This is a genomic window from Shewanella sp. FDAARGOS_354, from assembly GCF_002209245.2.
Classification (GTDB): domain Bacteria; phylum Pseudomonadota; class Gammaproteobacteria; order Enterobacterales; family Shewanellaceae; genus Shewanella; species Shewanella xiamenensis.
Genome location: NZ_CP022089.2, coordinates 860,633 through 873,147, shown reverse-complemented (window position 1 = coordinate 873,147; position 12,515 = coordinate 860,633). Strand labels below are relative to the sequence as shown.

Genomic DNA, 12,515 nt, shown 5'->3' with positions numbered 1-12,515 from the left:
TCCATTAACTAACTGGTCAAAATTGTCCATGGTCTAGTACACAATTCTATCACTCTTGCTTTCTTCTCAATGAAGGTATTCCATGCGATAGAGCACTGTTCGACAATATCGTCATAACCACTAAAACAACGATTGGCCAACACATTTTGACGCAGCCATTGCCATACCTGCTCTATTGGATTCAACTCCGGTGAATAAGGTGGCAACTTGAGAAGCGTCAGATTATCAAAGTCATCGGCCAAATCCTGTTGATGCCAGCCTGCGCCGTCCATGATGACCAGCGCATGGCGCCCAAATGCGGTGGCGGCTGAAATCAGTTTTAAATGCTCGTTCATATATTCGCTATTGGCATGCGGGGCAATAATCGCTTGTGTCGCCCCCGTTGCCGGACACACGGCGCCATATAGATACGCTGATTCAAATTGTTGCTGCTTGACGGCCCGTGGACGGGTCCCTTTCTCAGCCCAAATACGGGTGGTGGTATTCTGTTGGCCAAAGCGGGCTTCATCTTGAAACCAAACGTCAATGCGATCGAGTGCAACGTGCCCAGGTGTGTTAAGGATCGTTGCCATCCGGAAGTTTTTTAAAAGCCTCTTGTATAGCCTCAGATTGTTTCGGGTGGCGAGAGCGAGTGGTAATCCATGAGAAGCCAAGTTGATGCAGCAAGCGGTAGATATTTGCTTGCTTGAACGTCACACCAAATTCAGACTGAATAAATAGGCCGACATCCTTGGCCATCAACCTGCCACCTTGTTCAGATAGACTTCTGTGCTGTACGAACGCTTTAAGCTTAGCTTGTTGTGCGATGGACAGTGTCGCAGGACGGCCCGGATTGGGCGCATCGTCAAGGCCAGTCAGCCCATGGGTTAAATAGGCGGTGACCCAGCGATTGACACTGGTTCTACTGACCTTAAGCATGCTTGCGATGGCGGTACGAGAATGACCTTCAGTGAAATGGAGTAAGGCAAGATAGCGCATACGTTTGCGTGCACTTTTCTCCGATTTTACTAAGGCTGCGATGTGGGGATTATTCATATTTTGTATGATTAAAAACTGATGACCAATTAGATCACATAATTAATATAATTGGTATAATAGACCTTGTCGCCTTTCTCCCGCAGAAGTGATGACCATTATCATTCATTTCCATCAATCACATTACCGAGATTTCAAAAATTATTATCTGCACTATGTTTGTCGCCAGCTAAAACCCTATTTTCCAGAGTTGTTGAGCTACACTCGTTTCCTTGCATTAATGCCTAGCGTCGTTGTCCCTATGTGTAGCTATCTGACTTCAAAGCTTGGAAAGCCAACGGGAATTCAGTTTGTCGACTCCACTAAAATTGAAGTCTGTCATATTATTCGAGCGAAGCGAAATAAGGTTTTTGAAGGCATTGCCGAACATGGAAAGGGAACTATGGGCTGGTCGTTTGGATTTAAACTGCATCTTATTATCAATCACTTGGGTGAAATTGTAGCGTTAAAACTGACGAAAGGTAATGTCGATGACAGGCAACCTGTCAGTGAAATGGCTGAGTCTCTTTTTGGTAAGCTTTATGGTGATAAAGGCTATATTAGCCAAGCCCTAACAGGTGAGCTTTTGGAAAAGGGCGTTGAGTTAATCACCACAGTTCGTAAGAACATGAAGAAAAAGTTTATTTCTCTATGGGATAGAGCAATCTTAAAAAAGCGATTCATCATTGAAACAGTGAATGACCAATTGAAGAACATTTCCTATATTGAACACTCAAGACACCGCAGCGAGCATGGGTTCATGCTCAATCTACTTGGTGGATTGATTGCATATTGTTTAAAAGAAGAAAAGCCATCGTTAAATCTAACAGCTCAGGAGCTTGAACTGTTAGATAGCTCTAATTTAGTGCTGGCTTAACCAGATCTGAGGTTAGTTAAGCTACATAATACTAAAATAACTCAGCAGAAATATCAGCCAAATACTGCCCGAAGAGTTCATTCTGGCAAGACTTTTCTCTTTACTTTCAGTGATTAGAGACGCTGGTAATTTGAGTAAAATAACGACCCATATTTACTCGCTTCGCGAGCAGCACTTGCTCAAACAAAATTGAATCTTAAAATATCAACATTCTTTAGACGGTAGACACTAGTGGTTTACTGATATCGCAAATGAAAAAGCCTCATCAAATGATGAGGCTTTTTCATATTTGGCGGAGCGGACGGGACTCGAACCCGCGACCCCCGGCGTGACAGGCCGGTATTCTAACCAACTGAACTACCGCTCCAAACTTTTTATTATACCGCTATCAAAGCACTATAATTTTAACTTTTAATAACTTGACTGGCGGAGCGGACGGGACTCGAACCCGCGACCCCCGGCGTGACAGGCCGGTATTCTAACCAACTGAACTACCGCTCCACTCAAGTTGCGGTGAATAATACGGTTGAGCGTTCGAAGCGTCAACCGTTTTTTTCACTCAATTGCATCGATTAGTTAAAATTTCGCCAAACTTAACAAAACCCCATGATAAGTGAACAAAATATCTGCAAATCCCGATGTAAATCTCACCCTTTCCTTCACTTTTATCTACGATTATCAGGTTCATCTGGCATAGTTAAATCTATTTCATCAAGGGATGGGACATCAGCTTTATTTTGTTCCGCTTCATCTAAAATCCGCTGTTCGGCCGCGGCTAGTGCTTGTGCCAAACTTTGACGCTTACGCCAAATAATCAGCCCAACCACCCCCAGTAGCACTAACACCACATTGACGGTGATAATCCAGAAGATCGCTTCCTGCTTAGCGAGTGCCTCTTCCTCTGCAGCCTTTTGCGCGGCCACAGCTGCGAGCTCTTCTTCGCTAGGTGGTGGCTCGGGCGGTTGCACTAGGTTGAAGAACAGTTCAGGTAAATCGAGTACTATTTCACGGCCAGTGACTGTCGTTGTCGCAGCAGAGCCTTTTATTCGGTAACTGCCAAACTCGGTCACAGGCGGTATCGGCAGTTCAGTGTCGCTCTCCTTAAGCCCATGAACTACGAGGGGAAGTTGCAAACCAGCAGGTCCAACAAGCTCAAATGAAAAATGGGTTTCAGCTAGCTGTAATACGCTACTATCGGCATGTAGCATGATTTTCCATTGACCCGTTAAAGGATCTTCAGGAGTTATCACCTCTGCATTTACGGGTCGTGGAGATAAGCTAAAAGGAAATGAGACTTGCCTTTCAAATACGTTGTTACGCGCTTGAACGACAAAGTCGTACTCACCCCATGGCTGCTTAAGATTGATATCGCCTGTAAATATGCCGTCATCAGGTCTTTCATCGAACTTTTCACCATTATCTTTGTAGGAACCAACGATAATGTCACCTGCGGCAAAGTTTTCATCGCCCGTCCGATGCTTACTGACAAAGTGAGCGGTCCACTCGACTAAATAGTCCATCCCAGGCATGCGAACGCGCTCTGCATCTCCCATTAATTGGGCAATCACTTTGGTTTGTTCGCCTTGGAATAATGGCTGAGGTAATCGTTGAACTTCAATCTCAAGCTTTGAAACCCGTTTAATTTTCGAGCCCGGCACCACCTTCCCCACTAATTGCCAAGGACCTGGCTGGGGTGATTCGATATAAATAATATCTCCGGTCATACCATCAACCCATTTAACGGTTTCTGGATGACGATTGGCGTACCACTTACTGCCATCGGGCAAGACAATCACCACGGGGGCCGAACCATATTCTCGCTGGATCATGAGTGTCATACTGCTGACCATATGATCCACCCGAAAACGATTTTTAAGCTCAGAAGCCGTATCTACGGGCACGACTTTCATATTCGAGGGCTTGGACGTGTTTACCTTACTCTCAGCACTGTTTACCTTAACCTCAGCACTTGGCTCAGCAGTATTTTGAACCTTAGCTGCCATATCGGTAGTCGGCTTTGTTGGCTTAGCGGTCACTGGTTCCGTATCAGCCGCAAGCAATGACGTGCTCAAGCTAAGGTAGCCGAGTATTAACGTGGTATTGACTAGATATTTTCGCAGCAACATCGTCATAGGCTAAAAATTATCCTCTCCAGAGGCACTTTCCTGATTTTGCGACTAAATCAAGGCGTTGTTCATGTATAACGAGTTCATCGGCCGATGCGCTGATCACTTTAAGATTAAGTGATGCGGGATCAAAGCGTTGAATGCCTCCCGCCTCTTGACCAACTTCTTCGTTAGAGAGATTGAACTTAGTCTGACCTCCCGTCATCGACAAATACACATCGGCAAGAATTTCGGCGTCGAGTAATGCGCCGTGGTAATGACGGCGGGAATTGTCGATGCCATAACGTTTGCAGAGAGCGTCTAAGTTGTTTTTTTGCCCAGGATGCAAAAACTTAGCGATATCGAGGGAGTCTAAAATATCACAAATGTCGCGAGTCTTTGGTCCTAACGGTTGCAGTAAGGAAAACTCATGGTCCATAAAGCTCACGTCGAAGTTTGCGTTATGGGCTACAATTTCTGCGCCACTGATAAAATCGATAAACTCTTGCGCTATTTGATGAAACCTTGGCTCATTTGCAACACGCTCATCGGTGATCCCGTGAACAGCAATCGCTTCTGGATCAATCGCTTGGCCAGGATTGATATATTGATGGTAATAACGCCCCGTTAAACGGCGGTTGATGACCTCAACACAGCCTATCTCAATAATTCGGTGTCCTAAATACACCGCACCACTCCCCTGGTTCATACCAGTGGTTTCAGTATCCAAAATAACCTGACGGCTTGCGTTTGAGATAATATTCATACTTTTATGCGCTTCTTATGACTTTTTTTGGTTATACTCGGCCGATATTTACGCCGCTGGTAACCACTTGATGACTGAACTAAAACTAATCCACATCTTCACCGATGGTTCTTGCTTAGGCAATCCGGGCCCCGGTGGCTATGGCATTGTAATGAATTATAAGGGCCATACAAAGGAGATATCCGATGGTTTTGCCCTGACAACCAATAATCGCATGGAATTATTAGCCCCAATCGTTGCGCTTGAGGCCCTAAAAGAACCCTGTAAAATCATTCTCACCAGCGATAGCCAATATATGCGCCAAGGGATCACCACTTGGATCCACGGTTGGAAGAATAAAGGCTGGATGACATCTAATAGAACGCCGGTGAAAAATGTCGATCTTTGGAAACGTTTAGATAACGCCGCTCAACTCCACCAAATTGATTGGCGCTGGGTAAAAGGCCATGCCGGACACGCGGAAAATGAACGCTGTGATCAACTTGCTCGCGCCGCCGCAGAGGCAAATCCTACGCAAATTGATGCAGGTTATCAGGCGGAGTCCTAACACTTATCGCTGCTAGAACACCATTATTCTCGTGATAAATGGAAAAAATTACTGCAAAACTGCACAAAGGCCAGCCCTAACGACGTTGCTTGGCGACTCTTATGAGTTATGCGGTAAAACTGCCGCTCTAGCACTAATCCTTCAATGGTGACTAGAGCCAATTCTTTTCGACTAATGTCTTTATCCAACGCAAGTTCTGACAAAACCCCCAAACCAGCACCTTGTTTTACCGCCAACTTGATGGCATCTGGCGTGGTAAAGCAGAACTTAGCCTCCGGTTGCATACCCAGTTCATTGGCCGCATTAACAAAATATTCCCGAGTTCCCGATCCTTCTTCACGCAGCACCCAAGATTGGCCTTTTACGGCCATAGGCTTAACCGTTTGCCCTGCTAATGGATGAGCGGGATGGCAAAACACCAATAATCGATCCTTGTGCCACGGCTCGATATGAAGACGGTTATCAGTACAATGCCCTTCAATAAACCCCATTTCGGCACGAAATTGTGCAACGGATTGAATCACTTCTTGGGTATTGGTGATCGCCACGTCTACATGGGTTTGGATATGTTGCTGGCAAAATGCGACTGCCGCTTTCGCCAGTAAATAATTACCAATCGTTGAGCTTGCACTCACACTTAAGTGTCCAACCAAATCACCATCTTGACGAGTAAATGCCTGCTCAATTTGTTCAACACGATGTAAAAGATCGGTGGCCAACGGCAACAAGAGGTTACCTTGCGAATTCAGTTGCAGACGATTGCCAATTCTTTCAAATAACCGAGCATTGAGCTGTTTTTCCAGTTCGGCTAAGGCCATAGAGGTCGCAGGCGGCGATAGATTAACTTGTTCAGCCGCTTTTGCCACCTGACCACTGCGTGCGACGGCTTCAAAAACTGCAAGTTGCCTTAGGGTAATTCGCATATCGGACTCATTAATCGATGATGTTATTTTATATGTTCGGATAAATGCCCAGTGCGTCCGGCACTTGGCGCAGTGGCCCAATTGGGTTGTCGAACTTTACGTTTGTCACGGATTGGGGTTAATGGTGATTCTAATTTTCGAGCCACAATCAAATACAAACTCCCCGCACTGGGAAGCCATGAAGCTAAGGTTTGCTGTAAAAAACGACCACGATTCAATTCGCCGATCAGGGGATGGTAAACCAAACGCTCATCACTCACCACTTGATAACCAAGTAGCCCTAACCAATCTCGCACCCTAGATGGCATAAAAAAGCGTCCGCACCAAGGTAGATCATCTTGATATTTCGGCCACAGCTTGCCAAGAAACACTGAGCTTAAGGGGTTAAAGCCCACAATAAATAAATAACCACCGGCGATCAGCACTCTGTCGGTTTCCCGTAAAATACGGTAAGGATCAGCCTCAAACTCTAGTAGCAGGCTCATCACCACAGCATCAATCACCCCATTTTGTATCGGCAAATGACAAAAATCCCCCATTAACGAGGCTGTTGGTGCTGAGCATAGTGAAAAATGATGAGCAACAGGGGATGCCATACTGGAAAGCTGTGCACTTAAGGGGCCCAACTTCAACAAATGATAGCCAAACACCCTTGGCCACCAATCAGTGAGTTTATCGGTAACAGCTTGCTGGAGTGCGTCGCCATTGGGTAAATCTTCCCATTGCTCAGGTTTACGCACAGAACTGTTATACGACACAACTCACCTCCCTTTCCGTTATCTTATTACTTTTACCGAGTTAAGACCTTCATTGAACATCCATCATTAGGTGATTTAAAAATCACAATAGTCGCCAACTGATATCCACCTGTGGATAATAACCTCATCTTGAAATCAAAATACAGCTATCGGCGGTGCTATGCTCACTATAACAGCGATTAATGCCTTTAATGACAATTATATCTGGGTGTTGCGACAAGACTCCCTGCAAACGGTGTATGTGGTTGATCCTGGCGATCCACATGTTGTGCTCGACTACTTACGTAAACATCAACTTACGTTAGCGGGTATTTTGATCACTCATCATCATCATGATCATACAGGTGGAATAACCGCCCTCGCCGCCCATGTTAAGCAGACAACAGACCAGATCCTGGCTGTCTACGGTCCGGAACGTGAAGCTATTCAAGGCATCAATCAGCCAATCGACCCTACACAGATCAATACACTTACTTTGCCCTTTATCGATGCGCCCATACACATTTTGTCTGTACCTGGGCATACTGCTGGTCATATAGCGTATCTACTTGATGGTGCACTATTTTGTGGTGATACACTCTTTAGTGCAGGCTGCGGTCGTTTATTTGAGGGCACCCCTGCACAAATGTGGCAATCCTTAAGTTTGCTCGCGGCGTTACCCGATGAGACTCGAGTGTACTGCGCCCATGAATATACTCTTGCGAATCTTAAATTCGCCCAAGAGGTAGATGCAGATAACGCTGCACTCAACAAGTATGTAGAGCAAGCCACCACAATGCGTGCCCAAAACAAAGCCACCATCCCCTCCACCATAGGGTTAGAGCGGGCAATCAATCCCTTCCTTCGTCCGTTAGCGCCTACCATAGTCAACAGCATAAAAAGTAAGTTTTGTGACCAAGATCTGACTAAAGCTGATGAACTAAGCTGTTTTACCCTACTTCGGCAGTGGAAAGATATTTTTTAGTAAAAAATGATCCATTTATGGCTGAAATTTATACAGATTTTTCCACTTTTGATGACGTAAATCAAAAGTGACCCTACAAGATGTACGATAATTTAGGGACAAGCTCGAAAAGATCCCATAGAATGGCTCGTTTTTGCGTGAATACTTTGCGCTCTGTGTTGCCACTTTTTTTCACATAATCAATTCGTTAGATAATTTACGTTGTACGAAGAGTGCAGTGGCAATGCACTAACAGAGGACTATCGTTTTCCATGAGAGTATCACTTTATGTTGTAGTAGGGGGATTTGCCCTACTCACAGGTTGTCAGACGTTAGACAACCCTCAGGTGCCCAAACCTGAAGCTGAAACCGTCACGACCGAAAATACCGTCCCACAGTATTATCTCGCAACCGAACCTGAATCGGCGCAAATTACTGATGTATGGGAACGAATTCGTCAAGGAATGCAGTTACCTATTCCAGACAAGAAACTCGTTAACTATTATCGCGATTGGTACATTAACAACCCTAAACACCTTGAATTGATTTCTGAGCGTGCAGCGCCTTACATGTATTTGATCGTCGAAGAGCTTGAAAAACGCCATCTACCAATCGAGATAGCCCTGCTTCCGATTATTGAAAGCGCTTTCGACCCCAGTGCTTCTTCGGCCAGTGCTGCCTCAGGGCTTTGGCAATTTACCACCCCGATGGCGAGCCACTTTGGGTTAGAAATGAACTGGTGGTATGACGGCCGTCGCGATGTGCCTGCATCCACGACAGCAGCCCTAGATATGCTCGAATATTTGTACGATAAAACCAATAATAATTGGCTTTATGCAATTGCGGCCTACAACTCAGGAGAGTCACGCGTACTCAATGCGATTAAACGCAACGAAGATAAAGGTCTTAAAACCGATTTTTGGTCGCTCGATCTCCCAAAAGAAACCAAACGTTATGTGCCACAGTTATTGGCGCTCGCTGAAGTGATTAAACATGCCGATGAATATGGCATAACTCTGGCACCCATTGATAACAGCCCTTCAATCGAAGTGGTTGATATAGACAGTCAAATTGACTTAGCCATGGCAGCAGGTCTCGCCAATATGACCACCAATGAGCTATTAAAGCTCAATCCAGGTTACAATCGCTGGGCAACCTCACCAATGGGCCCACACACTTTAGTATTACCCATTGATAAATCTGAAGAGTTCAAAAAAGCACTTGCAGAAACAGAAAGTGAGGCCCGTGTAAGCTGGCTTAGATATACGATTAAGCCTGGAGATAGTTTAGGATCTATTGCAGAAAAACATCATACAAGCATCAATGCGATCCGTGCTGCTAATGGTATGAAAAACAACAATATCATTGCTGGAAGACCGCTAATTATCCCAGTCTCTGCTGATGACAAACAACTGTATGCCCTATCAACCAGTCAGAAATTACCTAAAAAAGCCGCTGTTGCCGCCTCGGGTAACAAGTTGACCTATAAAGTAAAATCCGGTGATAGTTTGTGGCAAATTGCCCAAGCACATAATGTTAGCGTCAAACAGTTAATGACTTGGAACCATTTAAGCAAAGACAGCAAATTACAAAGTGGTCAGCAATTGACGATTGTTGCACCACAAGAAAAACACGATAACGAGCAGATCCGAACCGTCAGCTACAAAGTTAAGGCTGGTGATTCACTCGCACGAATTGCAAACAAGTTTAAGGTGACTGTTCCTGAACTTCGCGAATGGAACGGCTTAACCGCATCACAATATATTCAACCCGGTCAAGTGTTGAAACTGGTTGTAGATGAAAGCAATTTAAATACATAAAGCATTTAAGTGTGAATCACTCTAAATACCTTATGTTTAATTTGTTAATAAAATCGTCTTGAATCTAAAATAAAGATCAACATAAAAAAGCAGTAACCTCTGGGTTACTGCTTTTTTATTGGCTCAATACGCCGTTATCTTTCGAGCAGAACGTTGCCGGTTACGCTCACACATCGACTGTTGACGTAGGAGATGACCGAGCACGCAAAACTTGCATACCTACAAGCCGCCCAACTTTTTAAGTAGCGAATCCTTTAATTTTTCTTTCGCTTTATCAGTCTCTTCCTTCAACTGATTATTTAATAACGCTTGAGTATCTAAGGCATATTCCGGCTTTTGGAAAGTACCCGTAATCGCGAGAGGGATATCAATTCCTGCCAGCGTATCTTTCTCACTGCCACCTTGACCTTTAAGGGAATTGACTAAACTGGTCGTTAACCGATAATCCAGAGTTTGCGTCAAGAGATCCGCGCTGCCCTTACCCGCAAGCCTAAGCAAAGGTGAAGACATAGCGAGATCAGGGTTTGTCGCTACACCATGATCAAGGGAGAAGTTACCGGTTAGGCTCGAGAAGTCGGTTTTACGCTCCTCTTTCGTGTCCGCAGACAAATCCCCCTTTAATTTAGCCTGAGCACTACGGATCATCTGCGGGATATTGACACCGTAAAGGGCACCATCGGTGATATCAAAACGACCATTTGCGAGGAGGTTTTTCTTTAATTGTTCAGGAATCAAACTCTTACCTTTTCCTTTTACACTAAAATTTGCCGTTCCCGCCAGAATATCAAGCTTGGCCGCATCCTTAAGTAATGGTTGAATTTGAACACCTGATATTTGCTTATCAAATTGGTAACTTGCCACTTTTGATCTCGCATCAACCTGAGCATTGAGCATTAACTTACCTTGGTAGAGATCTGCACTTAGCTGCTTAAGATCAACCTCACTATTTTTAATGCCTAAATCCATTAACCAATTTTGCGTAGACAAATTCGCGACTTTGATCGATTTAACCGCCAATATTAGCTTCGCATCCAAACCATTAAGCGCCGTTAAATCGGGTTCAACAGCCTGAGTCTGTGAAGACGCAGCTGCGGTTTGTTCTTCTGAAGTGTCAGATTTGGGTAGCAAAGCATCGAGGTCAATATCCCCAAATTGGAAATCCGCACTAATTTTCGGCACTTTGCTCCCGTAACTGACGGTCAACTTACCCGCTGCATTGATATCCATTGCCGTTAATTTACTGATGTCCGCCGATAACTGCTTTTTATCTAATGCAATTTGGCTGTTTAGACTAATCTCGGCGGTCAATTTTTTATTAGGGATCCCCTCTCCTTCAACTTGAGTCTCAATATCCAGCTTCTCAATCACCAGCTGATTAAAATCATGACTTAACTTGATTTGCCCTTCGCCTTTGCTGCTCACTGTCATATCCGGCAAGGTCGCGGCAAATTCGTAGGCCATCGGCGCAAATTTATCGAGTGAAAATGCCCCCAAAGTGAACTGTTTTAAGGTTAAGGTTTGGGTTTGCCCTTTAGCTTCATCAATTAAATTGATTTGCGTATTCGTAATAGAAATACCACCTACATCGATACTGGCTAATTGTGCTTTAGCACTTGGTTCAGATGGGGTAGCAGATAGCTCAGTGCTCTTGCCCGTTAAGCCATCTAGGCTTGAGCTACCATTTTTACGGGTGACCAAATTGATTTTTGCGCCATCAAGAGTGAGCTGAGCGATTTCAATTTGCTTGCTAAACAGTGGTATAAGCTCAACCTCAGCTACGGCTTTATTAACTTCAAGCATCGATTTTGGGGTAAATCCCTCAGGGTTAGATAGGGAAACACCGCCTAAATTAATCCCTATGGTCGGAAAAAATGTCCATGACAAGTCATCGGTTATTACTAACTCGCGCCCAGTTTGTTTTTTAATAGCGTTGACAATTTCGGGTTTAAAATCATTAGGGTCAAAGAAAACAGTAAGATATAAGGCGACAGCGACAATTAAGGTCGCCAGAATGGCTAAAAACCACTTAATGAATTTCATGAAAACATCCTTATCAATAACATCTTGAATTTAAAAACTTAACTTAAAAATGCGAAATTTAAACACTCCTCACTGATGGCAATGCCATTCTCATCAACATAAACCATCATACCGGGTTTGACTGTAACACTGCCAAACTCGATAGGCACATTGACTTGCCCTTGATCTTTCTTATCAGTCTTGATGGGCATCGCGCCTAAGGCATAAACCCCTAAATTAAAAGTATTCAGTCTAGCAACATCCCGAACATAACCATTGATAATCACGCCTTGCCAACCATTATCCATGGCGCTTTGGGCGATTAAATCTCCCAGCAGTGCACGACGGGATGAGCCTCCACCATCAACAACAAGCACTTTCCCTTGACCTGGCTGTGCTAAAACTTCTTTCACTTTGGAGTTATCTTCAAAACATTTGACCGTCACAACTTCACCCCAAAACAACTTCTTACCACCATAAGCACGAAACGCTAGCGGCAACAAAGTGAGTTTGGATGGATAGTGATCAAACAAATCGGGTAATAGATCAAGCATTTCAATCTCCACTTGGCGAAAAGTTTAGACTACTCATTATTGTAGACGCCGACAAGTACTATGAGAAAACCAGCTTTTTATTGGTTTTAGCACTTTAATACTTGGTCAGCATTGGCATAAACATTATAATCTGCGATAGTAAAATGCTTGTGATACCCTCTTGGGTTAAGGCATTCATTCTTTCGCTTC

The 12,515-nt window shown here is 44.3% G+C and carries 10 protein-coding genes, 2 tRNA genes and 1 pseudogene; 4 read left to right on the top strand and 9 right to left on the bottom strand.

Translation table 11 applies throughout. The features are described 5' to 3' along the window. Positions 1 to 8 precede the first annotated feature (8 nt). A protein-coding gene (locus CEQ32_RS04020; RefSeq protein ID WP_088585529.1) for an IS630-like element ISSpu8 family transposase occupies positions 9 to 1,035 on the bottom strand; the annotation gives its coding sequence in 2 pieces (ribosomal slippage) (positions 9 to 584 and positions 586 to 1,035; 1,026 coding nt in all). Positions 1,036 to 1,096: 61 nt separating this feature from the next. Between CEQ32_RS04020 and CEQ32_RS04015 the strand changes: the two are divergent. Beyond that, a pseudogene (locus CEQ32_RS04015) lies at positions 1,097 to 1,891 on the top strand (IS982 family transposase); the annotation flags it as partial. Between the two features lie 290 nt (positions 1,892 to 2,181). Here CEQ32_RS04015 and CEQ32_RS04010 read toward each other — a convergent pair. The 4 genes from CEQ32_RS04010 to dnaQ form a co-directional block, all read right to left on the bottom strand. Next, positions 2,182 to 2,258: transfer RNA gene (locus tag CEQ32_RS04010), tRNA-Asp, on the bottom strand. A gap of 57 nt (positions 2,259 to 2,315) precedes the next feature. Further along, positions 2,316 to 2,392: transfer RNA gene (locus CEQ32_RS04005), tRNA-Asp, on the bottom strand. A gap of 164 nt (positions 2,393 to 2,556) precedes the next feature. Continuing rightward, positions 2,557 to 4,023, bottom strand: coding sequence for a TIGR03503 family protein (locus CEQ32_RS04000; protein WP_088585541.1), 1,467 nt, complete (start codon positions 4,021 to 4,023; stop codon positions 2,557 to 2,559). Positions 4,024 to 4,033: 10 nt separating this feature from the next. Next, on the bottom strand, positions 4,034 to 4,762 hold the full coding sequence (dnaQ, locus tag CEQ32_RS03995; RefSeq protein WP_037419134.1) for a DNA polymerase III subunit epsilon: 729 nt from the start codon (positions 4,760 to 4,762) through the stop codon (positions 4,034 to 4,036). 70 nt (positions 4,763 to 4,832) lie between these two features. Between dnaQ and rnhA the strand changes: the two genes are divergently transcribed. Beyond that, complete coding sequence (rnhA, locus tag CEQ32_RS03990) at positions 4,833 to 5,309, top strand: ribonuclease HI (RefSeq protein ID WP_088585540.1); 477 nt, start codon at positions 4,833 to 4,835, stop codon at positions 5,307 to 5,309. Positions 5,310 to 5,332: 23 nt separating this feature from the next. On the opposite strand, the gene CEQ32_RS03985 is transcribed toward rnhA, so the two are convergent. Together CEQ32_RS03985 and CEQ32_RS03980 are read right to left on the bottom strand one after the other, a co-directional pair. After that, positions 5,333 to 6,232 carry a LysR substrate-binding domain-containing protein gene (locus tag CEQ32_RS03985; protein WP_055647910.1) on the bottom strand — a complete coding sequence of 300 codons (900 nt, stop codon included), beginning with the start codon at positions 6,230 to 6,232 and terminating at the stop codon, positions 5,333 to 5,335. A 23-nt stretch (positions 6,233 to 6,255) separates the two neighbouring features. After that, positions 6,256 to 6,990, bottom strand: coding sequence for a methyltransferase domain-containing protein (locus tag CEQ32_RS03980; protein WP_037419144.1), 735 nt, complete (start codon positions 6,988 to 6,990; stop codon positions 6,256 to 6,258). Positions 6,991 to 7,150: 160 nt separating this feature from the next. On the opposite strand from CEQ32_RS03980, the gene gloB reads away from it, so the two are divergent. Together gloB and CEQ32_RS03970 are read left to right on the top strand one after the other, a co-directional pair. Then, positions 7,151 to 7,954, top strand: coding sequence for a hydroxyacylglutathione hydrolase (gene gloB / locus CEQ32_RS03975; RefSeq protein WP_088585539.1), 804 nt, complete (start codon positions 7,151 to 7,153; stop codon positions 7,952 to 7,954). 251 nt (positions 7,955 to 8,205) lie between these two features. Beyond that, positions 8,206 to 9,753 carry a LysM peptidoglycan-binding domain-containing protein gene (locus CEQ32_RS03970; RefSeq protein ID WP_037419149.1) on the top strand — a complete coding sequence of 516 codons (1,548 nt, stop codon included), beginning with the start codon at positions 8,206 to 8,208 and terminating at the stop codon, positions 9,751 to 9,753. A 219-nt stretch (positions 9,754 to 9,972) separates the two neighbouring features. On the opposite strand, the gene CEQ32_RS03965 is transcribed toward CEQ32_RS03970, so the two are convergent. Together CEQ32_RS03965 and CEQ32_RS03960 are read right to left on the bottom strand one after the other, a co-directional pair. Continuing rightward, complete coding sequence (locus CEQ32_RS03965) at positions 9,973 to 11,793, bottom strand: AsmA family protein (RefSeq protein WP_088585538.1); 1,821 nt, start codon at positions 11,791 to 11,793, stop codon at positions 9,973 to 9,975. Between the two features lie 38 nt (positions 11,794 to 11,831). Further along, the gene (locus CEQ32_RS03960; RefSeq protein ID WP_037419152.1) at positions 11,832 to 12,326 is read right to left on the bottom strand and encodes a putative 4-hydroxy-4-methyl-2-oxoglutarate aldolase; all 495 of its coding nucleotides are present in this window, start codon (positions 12,324 to 12,326) and stop codon (positions 11,832 to 11,834) included. Between the last annotated feature and the right edge of the window lie 189 nt (positions 12,327 to 12,515).

Coding starts and splice junctions, on each gene's coding strand:
- CEQ32_RS04000 (WP_088585541.1), bottom strand. CDS start 4,023: ATGACGATGTTGCTGCGAAAATATCTAGTCAATACCACGTTAATACTC.
- rnhA (WP_088585540.1), top strand. CDS start 4,833: ATGACTGAACTAAAACTAATCCACATCTTCACCGATGGTTCTTGCTTA.
- CEQ32_RS03970 (WP_037419149.1), top strand. CDS start 8,206: ATGAGAGTATCACTTTATGTTGTAGTAGGGGGATTTGCCCTACTCACA.
- gloB (WP_088585539.1), top strand. CDS start 7,151: ATGCTCACTATAACAGCGATTAATGCCTTTAATGACAATTATATCTGG.
- CEQ32_RS03965 (WP_088585538.1), bottom strand. CDS start 11,793: ATGAAATTCATTAAGTGGTTTTTAGCCATTCTGGCGACCTTAATTGTC.
- CEQ32_RS03960 (WP_037419152.1), bottom strand. CDS start 12,326: ATGCTTGATCTATTACCCGATTTGTTTGATCACTATCCATCCAAACTC.
- dnaQ (WP_037419134.1), bottom strand. CDS start 4,762: ATGAATATTATCTCAAACGCAAGCCGTCAGGTTATTTTGGATACTGAA.
- CEQ32_RS03985 (WP_055647910.1), bottom strand. CDS start 6,232: ATGCGAATTACCCTAAGGCAACTTGCAGTTTTTGAAGCCGTCGCACGC.